19 protein-coding genes are annotated in these 18174 nt (G+C 53.1%); 10 read left to right on the top strand and 9 right to left on the bottom strand.

Features of this window, described 5'->3' with window-relative positions:
• Positions 1-5 precede the first annotated feature (5 nt).
• Positions 6-368 (top strand): gamma-glutamylcyclotransferase family protein, encoded by a 363-nt coding sequence (locus tag FH974_RS14080; RefSeq protein WP_047883664.1) that lies wholly within the window; start codon positions 6-8, stop codon positions 366-368.
• 85 nt (positions 369-453) lie between these two features.
• Here the strand turns inward: FH974_RS14080 and FH974_RS14075 are convergent, their stop codons facing one another.
• The 3 genes from FH974_RS14075 to fbp form a co-directional block, all read right to left on the bottom strand.
• The gene (locus FH974_RS14075) at positions 454-834 is read right to left on the bottom strand and encodes a rhodanese-like domain-containing protein (RefSeq protein ID WP_047883665.1); all 381 of its coding nucleotides are present in this window, start codon (positions 832-834) and stop codon (positions 454-456) included.
• A 115-nt stretch (positions 835-949) separates the two neighbouring features.
• The gene (ppa, locus tag FH974_RS14070; protein WP_047883666.1) at positions 950-1480 is read right to left on the bottom strand and encodes an inorganic diphosphatase; all 531 of its coding nucleotides are present in this window, start codon (positions 1478-1480) and stop codon (positions 950-952) included.
• Between the two features lie 173 nt (positions 1481-1653).
• Complete coding sequence (gene fbp / locus FH974_RS14065) at positions 1654-2670, bottom strand: class 1 fructose-bisphosphatase (RefSeq protein WP_047883667.1); 1017 nt, start codon at positions 2668-2670, stop codon at positions 1654-1656.
• A gap of 206 nt (positions 2671-2876) precedes the next feature.
• On the opposite strand from fbp, the gene mpl reads away from it, so the two are divergent.
• Entirely contained in the window at positions 2877-4283 is a 1407-nt protein-coding gene (gene mpl, locus FH974_RS14060) for a UDP-N-acetylmuramate:L-alanyl-gamma-D-glutamyl-meso-diaminopimelate ligase (protein WP_047883668.1), read from the top strand.
• A 10-nt stretch (positions 4284-4293) separates the two neighbouring features.
• Positions 4294-4917 (top strand): flavin prenyltransferase UbiX, encoded by a 624-nt coding sequence (locus FH974_RS14055; protein WP_047883669.1) that lies wholly within the window; start codon positions 4294-4296, stop codon positions 4915-4917.
• Between the two features lie 173 nt (positions 4918-5090).
• Here the strand turns inward: FH974_RS14055 and FH974_RS14050 are convergent, their stop codons facing one another.
• The 4 genes from FH974_RS14050 to argR form a co-directional block, all read right to left on the bottom strand.
• The gene (locus FH974_RS14050) at positions 5091-5555 is read right to left on the bottom strand and encodes a universal stress protein (protein WP_047883670.1); all 465 of its coding nucleotides are present in this window, start codon (positions 5553-5555) and stop codon (positions 5091-5093) included.
• 93 nt (positions 5556-5648) lie between these two features.
• Positions 5649-8225: a TRAP transporter permease gene (locus FH974_RS14045; RefSeq protein ID WP_047883671.1), complete on the bottom strand. Its 2577-nt coding sequence runs from the start codon at positions 8223-8225 to the stop codon at positions 5649-5651.
• A 125-nt stretch (positions 8226-8350) separates the two neighbouring features.
• Positions 8351-9319 (bottom strand): TAXI family TRAP transporter solute-binding subunit, encoded by a 969-nt coding sequence (locus FH974_RS14040; protein WP_047883672.1) that lies wholly within the window; start codon positions 9317-9319, stop codon positions 8351-8353.
• 481 nt (positions 9320-9800) lie between these two features.
• Complete coding sequence (gene argR / locus FH974_RS14035; protein WP_047883673.1) at positions 9801-10271, bottom strand: transcriptional regulator ArgR; 471 nt, start codon at positions 10269-10271, stop codon at positions 9801-9803.
• Between the two features lie 372 nt (positions 10272-10643).
• On the opposite strand from argR, the gene mdh reads away from it, so the two are divergent.
• Positions 10644-11582, top strand: coding sequence for a malate dehydrogenase (gene mdh / locus FH974_RS14030; protein WP_047883674.1), 939 nt, complete (start codon positions 10644-10646; stop codon positions 11580-11582).
• A 326-nt stretch (positions 11583-11908) separates the two neighbouring features.
• Here mdh and FH974_RS14025 read toward each other — a convergent pair whose 3' ends face one another.
• Positions 11909-12100, bottom strand: a complete 192-nt coding sequence (locus FH974_RS14025; protein ID WP_047883675.1) for a hypothetical protein — start codon at positions 12098-12100, stop codon at positions 11909-11911.
• A 394-nt stretch (positions 12101-12494) separates the two neighbouring features.
• On the bottom strand, positions 12495-13466 hold the full coding sequence (ispB, locus tag FH974_RS14020; RefSeq protein ID WP_047883676.1) for an octaprenyl diphosphate synthase: 972 nt from the start codon (positions 13464-13466) through the stop codon (positions 12495-12497).
• Between the two features lie 417 nt (positions 13467-13883).
• On the opposite strand from ispB, the gene rplU reads away from it, so the two are divergent.
• From rplU to FH974_RS13990, 6 genes are all read left to right on the top strand, one after another.
• Entirely contained in the window at positions 13884-14195 is a 312-nt protein-coding gene (gene rplU, locus FH974_RS14015) for a 50S ribosomal protein L21 (RefSeq protein WP_047880949.1), read from the top strand.
• Between the two features lie 18 nt (positions 14196-14213).
• Positions 14214-14471, top strand: a complete 258-nt coding sequence (gene rpmA, locus FH974_RS14010; protein WP_036750185.1) for a 50S ribosomal protein L27 — start codon at positions 14214-14216, stop codon at positions 14469-14471.
• Between the two features lie 65 nt (positions 14472-14536).
• Positions 14537-15460 carry a DMT family transporter gene (locus tag FH974_RS14005; RefSeq protein ID WP_047883677.1) on the top strand — a complete coding sequence of 308 codons (924 nt, stop codon included), beginning with the start codon at positions 14537-14539 and terminating at the stop codon, positions 15458-15460.
• A gap of 120 nt (positions 15461-15580) precedes the next feature.
• Positions 15581-16759, top strand: a complete 1179-nt coding sequence (gene cgtA, locus FH974_RS14000) for an Obg family GTPase CgtA (protein ID WP_047883678.1) — start codon at positions 15581-15583, stop codon at positions 16757-16759.
• Positions 16760-16911: 152 nt separating this feature from the next.
• Positions 16912-17700, top strand: a complete 789-nt coding sequence (locus FH974_RS13995; protein ID WP_047883679.1) for a threonine/serine exporter family protein — start codon at positions 16912-16914, stop codon at positions 17698-17700.
• Positions 17700-18173, top strand: a complete 474-nt coding sequence (locus FH974_RS13990) for a threonine/serine exporter family protein (protein WP_047883762.1) — start codon at positions 17700-17702, stop codon at positions 18171-18173. The genes FH974_RS13995 and FH974_RS13990 overlap by 1 nt, the downstream gene beginning before the upstream one ends.
• The last annotated feature ends 1 nt before the right edge of the window (position 18174 follow it).

Below are 18174 nucleotides of genomic sequence, written 5' to 3'. Positions count from 1 at the left end.
GGACGGTGAGGGTTTTTGTCTACGGGACCCTGCGACACGGGGAGTCTAACCACTCCCTGCTTCGTCAGGCGACATTGCTGGGGCTGCATACTTTGCCTTACGGGTACTGCCTGTATGATCTGGGGCCTTACCCGGCAGCCGTTCAGGCCGCAGGTGGTGCTCAGCTGGTGGGGGAGGTCTATGAGATTGACCGGACAATCCTGCGGGATCTTGATGAGCTGGAGGAGTACCCGGAGGTGTATGATCGGGCGACTGTGACCACACCTTATGGTGACGCGTTTGTTTATCTCTACCAGCAGACTGTGGTCGGCCTGCCGCTGATTGTCGGCGGTGACTGGTGTGGCCGGATAGTGCGACAAGCAGTGTAGCGTGGTTTAACCTGAGGGCTTTACATCATCGTCTCAGTCATCAGAACCAAAAGCGAAAAACCCGGCCTGTGAGCCGGGTTTTTTATTATCGCATAGGCATAGCGGCGTCGAGTGCCTGGTAATTCTCACCGTTGTAGAGCTGGGTATACCCCAGCTTTGCCAGCTCTGCTTCTGCTATGCCTGAACGGCGTCCTGACTGGCAGTACAGCATAATTGGCCGCGAGGTATCGGGTTCCAGTGATGTCAGCTGTTTGATGTCATCAAACGGAATATTGATGGCACCGGGCAAGTGACCGTCGGCAAATTCTGCCGGGGTGCGAACATCGACAATCAGTGGCGGATTACTTGGCTGAGCCTGATAGGTTTGCCAGAATTCGGCCGGGGAAACCACTTCCGCGGCGACCGGGAGTGTCAGTCCGCTCCAACAGACGAGGGCGATCAGGGCTCCGGGGATACGTTGTTTCATGGGGAGACTCCGGTGTTTTTGCCTGCGTTAGCGGTGGGGGGTGCATCCGGTAACGGCATGGGCTACAGGATCAAGTATAAAAAAAGCCGGGCTTGATGCCCGGCTTTCTTCAGGATTATTTTTCCTGAGCGCGCTTGAATGACTCAAGGATTTCCGCTTTAGCTGCAGCAGCGTCAGCCCAGCCGTCAACTTTAACCCACTTGCCCGCTTCCAGCTCTTTGTAACGCTCGAAGAAATGAGTGATCTGCGCTTTCAGCAGTTCTGGCAGGTCGTTTACGTCCTGGATGTGGTCGTATTCTTTTGTCAGCTTGCTGTGTGGTACAGCAACAACTTTCGCATCTTCACCAGATTCGTCAGTCATCTTCAGAACGCCAACTGGACGGCAGCGGATCACTGAACCCGGAACCAGTGGGAATGGAGTCGGAACCAGTACGTCAACTGGGTCGCCGTCCAGAGATAGCGTGTGGTTCACGTAGCCGTAGTTACATGGGTAGAACATTGGCGTAGACATGAAACGATCCACGAATACTGCGCCAGAGTCTTTGTCGACTTCGTATTTGATTGGATCTGCGTTTGCCGGGATTTCGATAACCACGTAGATATCTTCTGGAATGTCTTTACCAGCTGGTACCTGATTCAGGCTCATTGTTTCTTCCTTTATTTAGTTAACTATTTGCGGTGATGTTTGGAAATTATAATACCAACATCGCCGATTCGTTGTCTAATCGCAACGCCCTCCGGCAGGCTTGGACAGGCCGGAAGTGTGAGGGGGGTGATTATGCAAAAAAACAGGCTGCATTGGCAGCCTGTTTTTGCAGATTATTCCTGTTCAGGGAATTCTTTGAGGAATGCTTCGACTTTTCGGACCATCGGGGTCGATCCGACAAAGAACGGCACCCGCTGGTGAAGTTCGGTCGGTTCAATGTCCATGATGCGACGACTGCCGTCAGAAGCGATACCACCCGCCTGCTCAATCAGGAACGCCATTGGGTTACATTCATAAAGAAGACGCAGTTTACCCTGAGGGTGCGTCGCAGTGCTTGGGTACAGGTAGATGCCGCCTTTCAGCAGGTTACGGTGGAAGTCCGCGACCAGAGAGCCGATGTAGCGAGAGGTGTACGGACGGTGATCTTCCGGCACATTCTCCTGGCAGTATTTGATGTACTTCTTCACGCCCATAGGGAAGCGGAAATAGTTACCTTCGTTGATGGAGTAAATGCGGCCTTCTTCAGGAATGCGCATGTTCTCGTGCGACAGGCAGAAAACACCCAGAGACGGGTCGTAGGTAAAGCCGTGTACACCGTTGCCGGTTGTGTAAACCAGCATGGTAGATGAACCATAAATGATGTAACCGGCAGCAACCTGGCGGTGGCCCGGCTGCAGGAAATCTTCTTCCGTTGGAGGGGTACCCACCGGAGAAACGCGGCGGTAGATAGAGAAGATCGTACCGACGGAAACGTTTACGTCAATATTCGAAGAACCATCCAGTGGGTCCATCAAAACAACGTACTTGGCATTGCGGTTGAGCTCTTTGTTGAAGGCGACAGCTTCGTCTTCTTCTTCACTCGCTACACCACACACTTGATCACGGGCTTCAAGGGCAGCTTTGAACTTATCGTTGGCGTACACATCGAGTTTCTGTTGCTCTTCCCCTTGTACATTCTGGCCGCCGATCGAACCGGTAATATCAACCAGACCTGCTTTGTTGATTTCACGGTTGACGATTTTGGCCGCCAGTTTGATTGAACCTAATAGCGAAGACAGTTCGCCGCTGGCGTGGGGGAAGTCAGTTTGTTTCTCGACAATGAACTCACCAAGGGTTCTAATATCGGACATATACAATCCTTGCATCATGTTGTCATTGGGGCATTTATGTCGGGTACAATGTCTCTGCGGAGCATTTTGATACCCGATTTGGCAGACGCCTGCTTAATAGTGTGGTCTATTCGCAATTAAAGAATTGTATATAAAGATCTTTTTTATGGTACTGAAGTAACGCAGTAGCGTGAAATTTATATTGTTTACCGAGTGAGCCGAAAGTTATGCACATCCACATTTTAGGAATTTGCGGCACATTTATGGGCGGAGCGGCGGTTCTCGCCCGTCAGCTGGGTCATAAAGTGACAGGCTGTGATGCGAATGTTTACCCGCCAATGAGCACTCTGCTTGAGTCTCAAGGTATTGAAATTATTGAGGGGTATGATCCTGCTCAATTAAACCCTGCACCTGATCTGGTGGTGGTCGGCAATGCGATGAGCCGCGGAAATCCCTGTGTGGAGTATGTGCTGAACAACAACCTCCGCTATACCTCGGGGCCGCAATGGTTGCAGGAAATTTTGCTGCATGACCGTTGGGTGATGGCCGTGGCCGGTACCCATGGTAAGACCACTACAGCCAGTATGCTGGCTTGGATCCTGGAAGATTGCGGCTATCAGCCGGGTTTTCTGGTCGGTGGCGTGCTCGGAAACTTCGGCGTTTCCGCGCGGTTAGGTGAAAGTATGTTTTTCGTCGTCGAGGCGGACGAATACGATAGTGCTTTTTTCGATAAGCGTTCTAAGTTTGTTCATTATCGACCACGAACGCTCATAATGAACAATCTCGAGTTCGATCACGCAGATATTTTTGACAACCTGGCGGCGATTCAGCGTCAGTTTCATCATTTGGTACGCACTGTGCCGGGGAATGGTCGAATTCTGGCACCGAAGGGTGTGCCGGCGATTGACCAGACGCTGGAGATGGGTTGCTGGAGTGAGCTGGAATACATCGGTGAGGATGGCTATTGGCGGGCAAGTAAGCAAGATGATGCCGGCAGCCGGTTTGATGTCTACCTGGATGACCAGTTGGTAGGAACCGTCAACTGGGAATTGATTGGCGATCACAACGTCAATAATGCGCTGATGGCGATTGCGGCTGCCCGACATGTTGGGGTAACACCGGATCTGGCGTGCGAGGCGCTGGGGAAATTTATCAACACCAAGCGCCGACTGGAGCTGAAAGGTGAGATTAACGGGGTGCGTGTGTATGACGACTTTGCGCATCACCCGACTGCGGTAGAGCTGACCTTGGGAGGGCTGCGTGCCAAAGTTGGTGAGCAGCGGATCCTGGCGGTACTGGAACCGCGCTCGAATACCATGAAGCTGGGTGTGCATAAGCAGGATCTGGCTCCAGCCTTGGCGGCGGCTGACGAAGTGTTCATCTATCAGCCGGACAACATTCCGTGGTCCGTTGACGAGATTGCCGTGCTGTGTGAGCAACCTGCGACAACCGATGCCGATCTGGATCGTCTGGTGGCGAGTATTGTGACCGCCGCGCAGCCGGGCGACAATATTCTGGTGATGAGTAACGGCGGGTTTGGTGGTATTCACGGTAAGCTACTGGCTGCCCTGAGTGAAAAATCCTCCTGCTCAGAAGTGGGTCGTAACTCCGCGGCAAACCAAGGTGCAAACTAAGGTGAGACCGGTGAATAACGACAAACGTATTACCCTGGCCTGGACGGGCGCTTCTGGTGCGCCATATGGCTTGCGCCTGCTGGAATGCCTGCTGGCGGCCGATTACGATGTTTTTCTGCTGATCTCATCGGCCGCCCGGGTGGTGCTGGCCACCGAACATGGCCTGAAGTTACCGGCAGGGCCGGACGCGGCCAAACAGGTGCTGGTTAACCATCTGGGCTGTCACGGTGACAAGCTGACGGTCTGCGGTAAAGAAGACTGGTTTTCGCCGGTGGCTTCTGGCTCTGCGGCTCCGAAACAGATGGTGGTCTGTCCGTGCTCGGCCGGAACGCTGGCATCCGTGGCTCACGGCTTGTCGGATAACCTGCTGGAGCGGGCAGCGGATGTGGTGCTCAAAGAGCGCGGGCAGTTGCTGCTGGTGGTACGGGAAACCCCGTTTTCGACCCTGCACCTGGAAAACATGCTCAAGCTGTCTCAGATGGGGGCCACTATCATGCCAGCGGCACCGGGCTTCTACCATCAGCCGCAGAGCATTGAGGATCTGGTGGATTTCATGGTCGCGCGTATTCTGGACCATCTTGGGGTTGAGCAAGGTCTGGTGCCCCGCTGGGGCTATGATCATCGTCAGCCGTAGTGGATAAAGCGGCAACGCTGCCACACCGCCATGGTTAATGGTTCTGTCTGTTGAGCAAAAGCCCGCATCGTTGCGGGCTTTTTGATTGTAGGAGGCGTTGAGCGCGTTGAGCTGAGTTTATATATCAGGGGGGGCTCAACACACCGCCGGGACGGTCGACGGACAGGGCACCATCAAGCGTCGGATTCGCTCTCTTCCAGATGGCCTTGCGGTTTGAGTACCAAAACCGGAATCGGTGAGTTCTCTACGACTTTGGCCGCCACGGATCCCAGCATGACTTTGTCGACTCTGGATCGTTTGTGGCTGGGCATGATGATCAGATCAGCGCCCACCCGCTCGGCGTAATCGAGAATGGTGGTCCAGGTTTTACCCTCGGTGACATGCTGATGGTGCACAATATCCGGCGGGATACAGTTACCGGCAAACACTTTGAGTTGTTGCTGGGTATCTTGCAGCATTTTCCGCGCGGCATCTTTGGGAAAATAGCTGGATACCATGGCCATATGAATGCCCGGCAGGACATTAATCAGGTGCAGCGTGGCATTGCTTTGTCGGGCATGCCACACGGCGGTTTCTACCGCTTTGTCGGCAAACCCCTGATCGTTCAGATCAACGGGAACCAGAATGTGCTTATACATAGTGTCCTCTTGCACCAACAGGAAGGGGATATTTCCTAAAGTGTATACCAAGCTGGGCCGCTGCTTTTGTGATGCAGCGAACGGCCCTGATCATCAGAGATGGCCGAGTTTTTTCGCCCGGCGACGCTGATTCCAGCCAAGTAAGGCCAGCAGCGCCAGAGTTGGAATGAACACCCACTCTTTCATCGGTCGTACGGCAGGCAGGCTGACGGCAGTGATCTCCCAGTCAAAATCAATCCCGGCCTGTTCAGCCGGACTGCCGAACTCCACCATATCAACCAGCATTTTGTCACCGTCCTGACGCAGCATCAGGCCGGTTGAGGCGATACGGTCTTCCGGCGTGATCGCGCCTTCTGCAAACGGCAGCATGACATGCTTGGAAAATTGCTTGCCATCCAGAGTTTCGCCACTGACCTGCAGCTCCAGAGTCTCGCCGATTGCCAGCTTATCGGCGGCATCGGCAATCAGCACGCCCGGCATTTCATGTTTGGGCGGGTAGACCATGTCCCACCAGAACCCCGGACGGAACAGCGAGAAGGTGATCAGCAGCAGTGCCGCCACTTCCCACCACTTGGTGCGGGTAAACCACCATCCCTGGGTGGCGGCAGAGAACGTGAGCATGGCCAGAATAGCTGACCCGACAGTGAGGCCGAGATGCCACCAGGAGTCGATGTCCATCAACAACAGCTGGGTGTTGAAGATAAACATGAACGGCAGGATGGCGGTCCGGATGTCATAGGCAAAACCTTGTAAACCGGTTCGGATCGGATCGCTTTTGGCAATCGCGGCCGCGGCAAAGGCGGCCAGCCCCACCGGTGGTGTATCATCGGCCAGAATTCCGAAGTAGAACACGAACAGGTGAACGGCAATTAGCGGAATGATCAGGCCGTGCTGAGCGCCCAGTGTGACGATGACCGGGGCCATCAGGGTCGAGACCACGATGTAGTTGGCGGTTGTCGGCAGGCCCATCCCCAGGATCAGGCTGATCACCGCAGTAAACACCAACATCAGAATAATGCTGCCCCCGGAGATGAATTCGACAAACTCCGTCATCACCAGGCCAATACCGGTCAGGGTGACCACCCCAACCACAATACCGGCGGCGGCGGTGGCCACCCCGATTCCAATCATATTTCGCGCACCGCTGACCAGGCTTTCCAGCAGGTCGATGACACCGACTTTTGCGGCATCAGCCAGCGAACTTTCCTGATTGAAGAAGGCCAGCAGCGGGCGCTGGGTCAGCAGAATAAAGATCATAAAGACGGTGGCCCAGAATGCGGACAGACCCGGTGAAAAACGCTCAACCGTCAGACACCATACCAGCACCACAATGGGTAACAGAAAGTAGAGGCCGGACTTAAGCGTCGGTCCCGGATCTGGCACTTCCGTCAGCTCGGCATTCGGGTCTTCCAGTGTATGATCCTGGTAACGGGCTGATATCCTGACCAATGCCACGTAAGCAATCAGTACGATTGCCCCGATCAGCGGCGTTGCGGTAGCACCAAAGACGGTTTTCGTCCAGCCCACGCCATAGTAAACGGCGGCGCTGATCACGATCAGCCCGAGGATGGTGCCGGTAAACGACAGCAGGCTCTGCGCCAGCGTTGGCTTGTAGCGACGCGGCAGCCCGGACATTCCGGCCTTACACGCTTCGAGGTGGACGATATAAATCAGGGCGATATAGGAAATCAGTGCGGGCAATAGTGCAGCCCTGATCACCTCGACATACGAAATTCCGACATACTCGACCATCAGGAATGCTGCTGCTCCCATGATAGGCGGAGTCAGCTGGCCATTTGTTGAGGCGGCCACTTCCACGGCCCCGGCCTTGGTACCGGGAAAGCCGACTTTTTTCATCAGTGGGATGGTAAAGGTGCCGGTCGTTACGACATTGGCGATCGATGAGCCCGAGACCAGTCCTGACAAACCGGACGCTACTACCGCCGCTTTGGCTGGGCCGCCCCGCATATGACCCAGCAGGGAGAATGCCACTTTAATGAAGTAAGCCCCGGCTCCGGCACGCTCCAGCATGGCGCCAAACAGGACAAACAGGAACACGAACGAGGTCGATACCCCGACAGCGATACCAAACACCCCTTCGGTGGTCAGCCACAGGTGCGACATGGCCTTGTTCAGGCTCGCCCCTTTATGGGCAATGACCTCCGGCATATACGGGCCACCGAAGGTGTAGAGCAGGAACATCCCGGCGACCACCATCAGTGGTGGCCCCAAAGCACGGCGGGTAGCTTCCAGCAGCAGGATCATCCCGGTAACGGCGACCACAATATCCATTTGGGTCGGGGCGCCGGAACGGCCTGCTAGCTCGGTGTAAAACAGAAACAGGTAAGCGGCCGAGAAACTGCCGGCCAGGGCAAAGACCCAGTCCAGTAACGGAATACGGTCGCGGGGGGAGCGGGCCAAAGCCGGGTAGGCGGTAAAGGCCAGGAAAATTGCAAATGCAAGGTGAATAGAGCGGGCTTCGGTATCGTTTAATACACCAAAATTGAAAATAAACGGTAACGGTGAGGCATACCACAGTTGGAACAGCGACCAACACAGTGGTACCAGCCACAAGATACGTCCAGCCAGTCCCGTCGGGCTTCTTGCCCCAGTATCAGCCTGAGCCACCATATCTTGCACATCTGTCGACGTTTGCGTTGTCTTCGTCATGCATCATCCTTCTTTGATGGGCTAAGGAATTAAAAATGTTGTGAATTGTGAATCATGAGGGAAAAACAGCATGCGCCGCAGGAAGCGGCGCATGCTGGATAAAGAAGCGTTGTTTTCTCAAAGAGTTACTTGATGTAACCCGCTTCTTTGTAGTACTTCTCTGCGCCTGGGTGCAGCGGAATCGACAGGCCGTCTTTGACCATGTTTTCCGGTTTCAGGTTAGCAAATGCCGGGTGCAGGCGTTTGAAAGTATCGAAATTCTCAAACACCGATTTGACGACGGCGTAAACCACTTCATCCGGCACGTCTGTCGATGAAACCAGAGTTGCGGCTACACCGAAGCTGTGTACATCCTGATCGGTACCTTTGTACATGCCACCTGGTACGGTACTTTTGGCGTAGTAAGGGTTGTCAGCCACAATCTTGTCGATGGCCGGGCCGGTTGCAGACACCAGTTTAGCGTCACAAGAGGTTGTCGCTTCCTTGATGGAACCGTTCGGGTGACCCACCACGTAAACAAAGGCGTCAATCTTGTTGTCACACAGGGCTTGTGAGCGCTCTGAGCCTTTCAGCTCGGAAACCAGTTTAAAATCAGCATTGGTCCAGCCCATGGCATCCATGACCACGCCCATAGTGGCACGGTCACCGGAACCCGGGTTACCGATGTTAACGCGTTTACCTTTCAGATCTTCGACACTGTTGATACCGGCATCGGTACGGGCAATGATGTTGAAAGGTTCAGTATGCAGAGAGAAGACTGCACGCATTTTCTTGTACGGGCCTTGCTCGGCGAACTGGCTGGTGCCGTTGTAACCGTGGTATTGCCAGTCAGACTGAACCACGCCGAAATCCAGCTCACCGGCACGCATCGTGTTGACGTTGTAGATCGAGCCGCCGGTTGATTCGACCGAGCAGCGTACGTTGTGAACTTTACGCTCGGCGTTAACCAGCTTACAGATAGCACCACCGGTCGGGTAGTAAACCCCGGTCACAGAACCGGTACCGATAGTGATGAAGCTTTGTGCGTTAGCCATACCGGCAGTCATGACTGCGGCTGCCAGAGCACTGACTTTGACGAGTTGCTTAAATGCCATGTTTGTCCCTTCCTAATTGTTGTTATTCCCAGAGGGAAGTCATTTCCATCGCTGGAAACGGCATAAATATCTAGGGGCCAGTTAACCTGTCATGGTTTCTTTCTGCCGGGTATGCGCTTAAGTGATGACGTGTTCCTCCATCACACCGAGCGACCTGGTGTAAAAAAACCACAATCGGCTGTAAAACTCAGCACGAAAGGTCTGTAGCGCCTAAGGTATTACACATCCAAATCAGCCAAATGATAGCAAAATCAGACAGTAAATTTAAAATTATGTTAATTGCTTTTGTGATTTGACGAGCTGGAAAATGTTGATGACACACAGAGTGCAAAGAATAATTATATATTCTAATCAATATCTTGAGGGAAATGCCTGAAATTGGTCACAGTTTGTCTGAATGTGAGCTGGATCTCATGAATACCAGGCAGAAAAGGAAGGGAAAGGTTGGCTGCCTGGTATCAGTTATACGAAATCCGGGTGGTTATTTGCTGTAGTCAAACAGCTGACAGACGGAATCATACAGCTCTTCGGTTGAAATGGCATTGGTCGGTGTGATGAAGATGGTATCGTCACCGGCAACCACACCCAGAATACCTTCTGCTTTGCCCAGAGAGTCCAGCAGACGGGCAATAACTTGCGCAGCACCCGGGCCGGTGTGGATAACGACCAGCGCGCTGTTATAGCCAATTTCCATTACCAGCTCTTTCAGTGGGCTGCTGGTGGTTGGTACGCCCAGCTCGACAGGCAGACAGTAGACCATTTCCATTTTCGCGTTGCGGGTACGTACCGCGCCGAACTTGGTCAGCATACGCGAAACTTTCGACTGGTTGATGTTATCGAACCCCTGAGCTTTCAGCGCGTCAACAATTTCGCCTTGCGAGCTGAATTTTTCTTCTTTAAGAATCGATTTGAACGCCTTCACTAAACGTTCTTGTTTATCTGAATTTCGCATAAGTAAAGTTCATGTACAGGGACGAGGGTGCTGTATTTTGGCACAACCATTGAGCTGCAAGCAAACAGTGTTCAGGCAAATTGGTGCATGTATCACCATTATAAGCCAAATATATGCATAATTATTGACTGGTATCCGGCTTTTTTATCACCCGTCTCGTCAATCATCAATTAATAAATGTTATACAGATGTAGCACATTTTGTTCTTCCGCTTGCGCAATATCGCAAAGCGAGTGGCATCTGATTGTATTTAGGTGTAGCTTGCTATAACTTCTGCATAACCTTTGATATGAAATCACACTCGGCTTTCGAGTGTGATTTCATATGATTAGGTCTGAAGATCATACACTTCTATCGTAAAGGAGAACGAACATGAAAGTTGCTGTAATTGGTGCGGCCGGTGGTATCGGTCAGGCTCTGGCGCTATTGCTGAAAAACCACCTGCCAGCGGGCTCAGATCTGGCTCTGTACGACATTGCACCTGTTACCCCTGGTGTAGCCGTTGATCTTAGCCATATCCCGACGCCGGTTTCGATCAAAGGTTATAGCGGTGAAGATCCGTCTCCAGCACTGGAAGGTGCCGATGTAGTACTGATCTCTGCGGGTGTGGCGCGTAAGCCTGGTATGGACCGTGCTGACCTGTTCAACGTGAACGCGGGTATCGTGAAGTCACTGGCTGAGAAAATTGCCGTGGTTTGTCCGAACGCGTGTGTGGGTATCATCACTAACCCTGTGAATACTACAGTTGCTATCGCTGCTGACGTTCTGAAAAAAGCGGGCGTATACGACAAGAATAAACTGTTCGGTATCACAACACTGGACGTGATCCGCTCTGAAACGTTTGTGGCTGAGCTGAAGAACCTGGATCCAACACAAGTGAAAGTGCCTGTTATCGGCGGTCACTCTGGCGTAACCATTCTTCCTCTGCTGTCTCAGGTTGAAGGTGTAGAGTTCAGCGAAGAAGAAATCAAAGCCCTGACTCCTCGCATCCAGAACGCTGGTACTGAAGTGGTTGAAGCGAAAGCGGGCGGCGGTTCTGCGACACTGTCTATGGGCCAGGCTGCATGCCGCTTTGGTCTGTCTCTGGTACGCGCACTGCAAGGCGAACAAGGTGTTGTTGAATGTGCATACGTTGAAGGCGACGGTAAACACGCTCGCTTCTTCGCACAACCCGTTCTGCTGGGCAAAAACGGCGTAGAAGAAGTGATGGATTACGGCACGTTGAGCACATTCGAGCAAGAAGCGCTGGAAGGTATGCTGGCGACGCTGGAAGGCGATATCAAGATTGGTGAAGAGTTCGCAGCGAAATAATCCCCGTCTTATAATAAAACACGCGAAAGCGGCCATCATGGCCGCTTTTTTATTGGAAAAAGGAATGGTCGTCAGGAGCAAAGCCGGTTGTGACATTATTGTGGGAGAGTCCGCCACAGAGGCCGTAGCGAGATGCTGGAACCTGTCAGAATGACAAGACATCCAATCAGGTAAAGAACCGGGCGAAGCGACGCGGTAAATCGCTTGGTTTTCGCGACAAAGGTTTACGATACAAAGGTTTAAGCTACATTGGCTTAGGTTTTAGGCCGTTTGTCTATCGGGCTATACACGCTTGTTCTGAACGCTGATTTAGTCTTATCAGCCTCTTAATAATAGCTGTCGCAACCGGTGTGAAGCTGAGGCTGTTCAGCCAGATCGCCGCAGTTAATATTGATCCGGCGATGATCGCTCATATTTTCAATGATCGCGGTGTTGTGCTCCAGATCCACATCGACCACTTCGGCCACCCCTTGCTGGTATTCGACCCACATTCCCGGTTTGAGATCTTTGGCTTGCATAGTGTCCTCCCGCAAGGATCCTAATGATCCTTGTCTCACTAACTATAGCGTATGGGCCTCACGCATACGGCCTTAACGGCTACAGGCTGATATCTATGACTCTAACGTCTACGGAGCTGACGTCTATAGCGCTAACGCATAAGGGGAAGGGTGATAAAACCGCTGTAGAGGTCCGCATGAGGCGGTGATGTGAAGGTGGGGGACAAGTTACGGGAATGGCCACAAAAGCGCTTACACGGCCTTAGAGGCGCATCAAGAGTTGTGGTTTAGGGGTGAGGATTGGATGCAACACTAACCGGCTGGGATTGATCTGGCGTTTTAGCATCGCCATGTGGCAAGTAACAAAAAAGCCTGCCGCAGGCAGGCTTTGAATGCTGTTCGCCGAACAGGCGAATTACTTGCTGCGGTGCACAGCCAGGTGCGCCAGTGCAATCAGAGCGGCTTTGTATTCACTGTCTGGGATCACCGTCAGGCTGGCAATCGCTTTCTCAGCCTCTTCTTCAGCGCGTTGCTGGGTGTATGCCAGCGAGCCGTGCTCTTTCATGCACGCCAGAATCGGCTCCAGTTTATCCAGGCCGTTTCCTTGTTCAATCGCTTCACGGATCATCGCCGTTTGTTCAGGATCACCGTGGCGCATCGCGTGCAGCAGCGGCAGGGTAGGTTTGCCTTCCGCCAGGTCGTCACCGACATTCTTGCCCATTTCCTCACCGTCGGCGGTGTAATCCATCACATCGTCAACCAGCTGGAATGCGGTACCCAGGTAGCGGCCGTAATCCTGCAACGCGGTTTCGATCTCTGCCGGCGCATCAACCAGGATCGCGGCGATCTGGGTAGCGGCTTCAAACAGGCGGGCAGTCTTGGAGTAGATCACCTGCATGTAGTTGTCTTCGGTGGTATCAGGATCGTTGCAGTTCATTAGCTGCTGCACTTCACCTTCCGCGATCACATTCACGGCCTCACTCATGATGTCGAGGATCCGCAGCGATCGCAGGCTGGTCATCATCTGAAATGAGCGGGTGTAGATGTAGTCACCTACCAGTACGCTGGCGGCGTTACCGAAGGTGGCATTGGCGGTCGCTTTACCACGGCGCATGTCGGATTCATCAACCACGTCGTCATGCAGCAGGGTCGCGGTATGGGTAAATTCAATGAATGCCGCGGCGGTGGTGTGTTTTTCACCCTCGTAACCCAGCGCACGGGCCGCCAGCACTGCCAGCATCGGACGCAGGCGTTTACCGCCGCCACTGACAATGTAAAAACCAAGTTGATTGATGAGGGCGACTTCTGAGTTCAGTTGCGCCAGTATCTTCGCGTCGACCTCTGCCATGTCGGTGGCAGTGAGCGCTTGGATAGCTTTAAAATCCATTGTACATCCAGCAAAAATGAGTGCCGCTTAAGCGCGGATTGTTAAGCCTGCCAGCTGATTTTTCAGACATACCGACAACATTGGGTCGGAGCGCCCGGTAATCGCGATTTAGCTATGGCCAGCGCGGCCATAAATACCTGCAACACAATAAGTTGCATAGTCAGGCATGAATCATCAGCAGCGAAAATTGTTTTTCGAATACTACACCAAATGGCGCCGATCTTCATAACCTCGATTGTGTTTAAATCAGTGAGTTTTATCTTTGTGCAGCTTTTCGCCAATTTTCTTTGCACAAGCGCTTGCCAGTAGCCCCGTTTTCGCGTAACATTCGCGCCCTATTGATGACAAGATTAAGCGCATACCCATTGCCCGATTTTTATCCCGGCAGATGGCCTATGCGGACTAGCGGAGTAAGACATGTACGCTGTTTTCCAAAGTGGTGGTAAACAACACCGTGTAAGCGAAGGCCAAACAATTCGCTTAGAAAAACTAGACGCTGAAACTGGCGCAAGCGTTGAATTTGATTCAGTTCTTCTTGTAGCTAACGGCGAAGAAGTAACTGTAGGCGCACCTTTCGTAGCTGGCGGTAAAGTAACTGCAGAAGTAGTTACTCACGGTCGTGGCGATAAAGTTAAAATCGTTAAGTTCCGTCGTCGTAAGCACTCTCGTAAGCAAATGGGCCACCGTCAGTGGTTCACTGAAGTCAAAATTACTGGCATCAGCGCTTAATAACAGGAGAATTTAAAGATGGCACACAAAAAAGCTGGCGGTTCTACTCGTAACGGCCGTGATTCAGAAAGCAAACGCCTAGGTGTTAAGCGTTTCGGTGGCGAATCTGTACTAGCAGGTAACATCATCGTTCGTCAACGTGGTACTAAATTCCACGCTGGTAACAACGTAGGTTGCGGTAAAGACCACACTCTTTTCGCTCTGTCTGACGGCAAAGTGAAATTCGAAGTTAAAGGTCCTAAGAACCGTAAATTCGTTTCTATCGAAGCTGAATAATTCAGTCTCGTAACGAATGATAAAGCCCTGCCGATTAGGCGGGGCTTTTTGTTATGGGAGGCGCTATGCCGCAGCAAAGCCCTATGGTAGGGATATCACTGGCGTTAGTGACCGCCGTGTTCTGGGGGGCGTTGCCCATCGCTATGAAGCAGGCGGTGGAGGTCATGGACCCCTTTACCATCGTCTGGTATCGCTTTATGGCAGCGTCGCTGGGCTTGGGGTTGTGGCTTGGATTTCGGCGTCAGCTGCCTGCGGTTTCCCGTGTCGGCGCTTCGGTCGGGGGATTGCTGGTGTTGGCCAGCATAGGCCTGGCTGGTAATTTTGTGTTGTTCAACAGTGCGTTGGAGTATTTGAGTCCGCCTGTTGTACAGGTCATTATTCAGCTGGCTCCGGTACTGCTGCTGCTCAGCAGCGCCTGGATCTTTAAAGAAGCGCTCGGTCGGCACCAGATCATCGGTGTCATTGGCTTGTTAGCTGGCCTGCTGCTGTTTTTCAACGAACGGCTGGCAGAGCTGTTTACCAGCCTGAGCAGTTACACGACCGGGGTCTTGTTGGCTGTAGCCGCAGCCCTGATCTGGGTGGTATATGCCTTGGCACAAAAGAGCATGCTGAAGTACTATACCTCACCGCAGATCCTGCTGATGATCTATTTGATCTGCGCTCTGATGCTGACCCCGTTAGCCAGCCCGGCCCAGCTCCAGCTGATGGACAACCGGCAGCTCGGTATGCTGGTTTTCTGCTGCCTGAATACGCTGGTTGGCTATGGCGCTTTTGCCGAGGCAATGGCCCGCTGGCAGGCATCTAAAGTCAGTGCCGTGATCACGCTGACGCCGTTGTTTACGATCATATTTGTGGATCTTGCCAGTTTGATCTGGCCGGATCATGTTGCGCCAGCCGCGTTGAATACGCTGGGTTATATCGGAGCGTTCGTGGTTGTGAGTGGTGCGATGTTCAGTGCGATTGGACACCGTTTGCTCGGTCGCCGTTAAAACGGATGACAACCCGCTTTGGGAAAAGCCGGAATAGCGCGGTGTTTGGTAGTACAATAGGTTAATAGTATCCCGCGACGTCGGGATGACAGAGTTTAACGCCACAGTGCGGAGTAAGAGATGAAGTTTGTAGATGAAGCGGTAATTCGTGTTGACGCCGGTGATGGCGGCAACGGAACAGTAAGCTTCCGTCGTGAAAAGTATGTGCCGAAAGGTGGCCCGGACGGGGGTGATGGCGGTGACGGCGGTGACGTTTACCTGCTGGCTGATGAGAACCTTAATACGCTAATCGATTACCGCTTTGAACGTTTCCATGCTGCACAGCGTGGCGAAAATGGCCGCGGCGGTAACTGTACCGGTAAGCGCGGTGAAGACTGTGTCCTGAGTGTACCGGTTGGTACCCGTGCGATTGATGAAGAAACCGGCGAAGTGATTGCGGATCTGACCAAGCATGGCATGAAGATCATGGTTGCCAAAGGGGGCTTCCACGGCTTGGGTAACACCCGCTTTAAATCATCGGTTAACCGTGCTCCTCGCCAGAAGACCATGGGTACCAAAGGTGAGATTCGTCACCTGCGCCTGGAGCTGCTGCTGCTGGCGGATGTGGGTATGCTGGGTCTGCCGAATGCCGGTAAGTCGACGTTCATCCGTTCGGTATCTGCTGCGAAGCCGAAAGTGGCTGACTACCCGTTTACGACTCTGGTACCAAGTCTGGGTGTCGTACGTGTCGACAGCGACCGTAGCTTTGTTGTCGCTGATATTCCAGGGCTGATCGAAGGGGCGTCGGACGGTGCCGGTCTGGGTATCCGCTTCCTGAAGCACCTTGAGCGTTGTCGTGTGCTGCTGCATATGATTGATCTGCTGCCTGCTGATGGTTCTGATCCGGTGGAAAATGCGTTCATCATCCTGAACGAGCTGGAAAAATACAGCGACAAGCTGGCTCATAAGCCACGCTGGTTGGTCTTCAACAAGGTTGATCTGATGCCGGAAGATGAGGCTCAGGAAAAGATTGATGAAGTTCTGGATGCACTGGCCTGGGAAGGTGACTACTACTGCATTTCAGCCCTGAATCGTATGGGAACCAAAGAGCTGACTTACGATCTGATGAAGCAGATCGAGTCGATGCCTGCCCCTGTCTTCGAAGAAGAAGAGGAAGAAGGCGACGAGAAGAAAGTCGAGTTCAAGTGGGACGATTATCACGAGCAGCAAGTTAAGAAAGCTAACGTTGATGACGACGACGATGACTGGGATGACTGGAATGAAGACGACTACGATGTAGAGATCATCTACAAGCCGTAATTGCCTTGATTTAATGCCCTGATGAAAAAAAGCCGCTCAACTGAGCGGCTTTTTTTGTGCCGAATCAACCCTGAGGCTCGCATTATGGATAATAATTCAGCATCAACTTCACAGTTTGGCGTAAATTCACCGTTTGGGGTAAAGGAGTCGCAATGCAGGGAGAGAAAAGACCATTAACAGAACCGATACAGCGGGACATTTCCCGGCTGGCGGTCTTGGCCGGGCAGCGTTTGTTGCAGCACGGTGCAGAGAGCATGCTGGTGATGGATGTGACCCGCCGTCTGGGGCTGGCGTTAGGGGTCGAAAGTGTAGAAGTCTCGCTGTCAGCCAGCTCCATGGTTTTGACGACCTTGCATCAGGGGAGATGCATCACCACTACCCGGCGTTGTCAGGATCGCGGGATCAACATGCAGGTGGTCACAGAGATCCAGCGGGTCTGCATCATGGCCGAGCGGGGGATGCTCGATGTACACGGTGTCCAGCAACGGCTGGATCGCATCAAGCCGCTGCGCTACAACCGATTTCTGGTGATCGTGATGATCGGCCTGTCCTGCGCGTCGTTCAGCCGTCTTGCCGGGGGCGACTGGCCGGTGTTTTTACTGACCTTCATCGCTTCTTCTGTCGGCATGTTTGTGCGTCAGGAAATTGCCCACTGCCATTTTAATCCGCTGCTGAACTTCGGTATTACCGCCTTTGTCACCACCCTGATTTCCGGGTTCGGCCAGGTTTATCAGATCGGGGAAACCCCGTTTATTGCCATGGCTTCCTCGGTGCTGATGCTGGTGCCGGGGTTCCCGTTGATCAATGCGGTGTCGGATATGGTGAAAGGCTTTGCCAACATGGGGATCGCCCGTTGGACCCTTGCCAGCCTGCTGACGCTGGCCACCAGTATGGGCATTGTGGCGGCGATGAATGTTCTGGGTGTATGGGGGTGGTTGTAATGACGGTTCTGGAATTTCTGTTGGCCTTGCTCAACGACATGTTTTTTGCCCTGATCCCGGCGGTCGGGTTTGCACTGGTATTTAACGTCCCGCCCCGCGCCCTGAAGTACTGCGCCATTGGTGGCGCGCTGGGCCATGGTTGCCGGTTTGTGTTGATGCACTGGGGGCTCTCGATTGAGTGGGCCACCCTGTGTGCGGCCACTTTGGTCGGGATGATTGGCGTTCACTGGTCACACCGTTTTCTGGCTCACCCGAAGGTGTTTACGGTCGCGGCGATGATTCCGATGGTGCCGGGCGTGTTTGCCTTTAAGGCGATGATTGCGCTGGTGGAGCTTAACCACCGGGGATTTTCGCCGGAGTTGTGGGGCATGCTGATCGAGAACCTGCTCAAGGCGACATTTATCGTTGCGTCACTGGCGATTGGCCTGGCAATGCCGGGATTACTGTTTTACCGTCGCCGACCTGTGGTATAAC

The sequence above is a fragment of the Photobacterium ganghwense genome (assembly GCF_017329545.1).
GTDB lineage: Bacteria > Pseudomonadota > Gammaproteobacteria > Enterobacterales > Vibrionaceae > Photobacterium > Photobacterium ganghwense.
Note: the sequence above shows the minus strand (reverse complement) of the source record. Positions and strands in the feature narration are given on the sequence as shown.

Bases quoted from the DNA above. Each gene is read 5' to 3' on its own strand.
- FH974_RS14050 (WP_047883670.1), bottom strand. From the start codon at position 5,555: ATGTATAAGCACATTCTGGTTCCCGTTGATCTGAACGATCAGGGGTTT.
- ispB (WP_047883676.1), bottom strand. From the start codon at position 13,466: ATGGATTTTAAAGCTATCCAAGCGCTCACTGCCACCGACATGGCAGAG.
- FH974_RS14005 (WP_047883677.1), top strand. From the start codon at position 14,537: ATGCCGCAGCAAAGCCCTATGGTAGGGATATCACTGGCGTTAGTGACC.
- rpmA (WP_036750185.1), top strand. From the start codon at position 14,214: ATGGCACACAAAAAAGCTGGCGGTTCTACTCGTAACGGCCGTGATTCA.
- FH974_RS13995 (WP_047883679.1), top strand. From the start codon at position 16,912: ATGCAGGGAGAGAAAAGACCATTAACAGAACCGATACAGCGGGACATT.
- FH974_RS14075 (WP_047883665.1), bottom strand. From the start codon at position 834: ATGAAACAACGTATCCCCGGAGCCCTGATCGCCCTCGTCTGTTGGAGC.
- FH974_RS14045 (WP_047883671.1), bottom strand. From the start codon at position 8,225: ATGACGAAGACAACGCAAACGTCGACAGATGTGCAAGATATGGTGGCT.
- fbp (WP_047883667.1), bottom strand. From the start codon at position 2,670: ATGTCCGATATTAGAACCCTTGGTGAGTTCATTGTCGAGAAACAAACT.
- FH974_RS14025 (WP_047883675.1), bottom strand. From the start codon at position 12,100: ATGCAAGCCAAAGATCTCAAACCGGGAATGTGGGTCGAATACCAGCAA.
- FH974_RS14040 (WP_047883672.1), bottom strand. From the start codon at position 9,319: ATGGCATTTAAGCAACTCGTCAAAGTCAGTGCTCTGGCAGCCGCAGTC.
- mpl (WP_047883668.1), top strand. From the start codon at position 2,877: ATGCACATCCACATTTTAGGAATTTGCGGCACATTTATGGGCGGAGCG.
- cgtA (WP_047883678.1), top strand. From the start codon at position 15,581: ATGAAGTTTGTAGATGAAGCGGTAATTCGTGTTGACGCCGGTGATGGC.
- FH974_RS13990 (WP_047883762.1), top strand. From the start codon at position 17,700: ATGACGGTTCTGGAATTTCTGTTGGCCTTGCTCAACGACATGTTTTTT.
- ppa (WP_047883666.1), bottom strand. From the start codon at position 1,480: ATGAGCCTGAATCAGGTACCAGCTGGTAAAGACATTCCAGAAGATATC.
- argR (WP_047883673.1), bottom strand. From the start codon at position 10,271: ATGCGAAATTCAGATAAACAAGAACGTTTAGTGAAGGCGTTCAAATCG.
- mdh (WP_047883674.1), top strand. From the start codon at position 10,644: ATGAAAGTTGCTGTAATTGGTGCGGCCGGTGGTATCGGTCAGGCTCTG.
- rplU (WP_047880949.1), top strand. From the start codon at position 13,884: ATGTACGCTGTTTTCCAAAGTGGTGGTAAACAACACCGTGTAAGCGAA.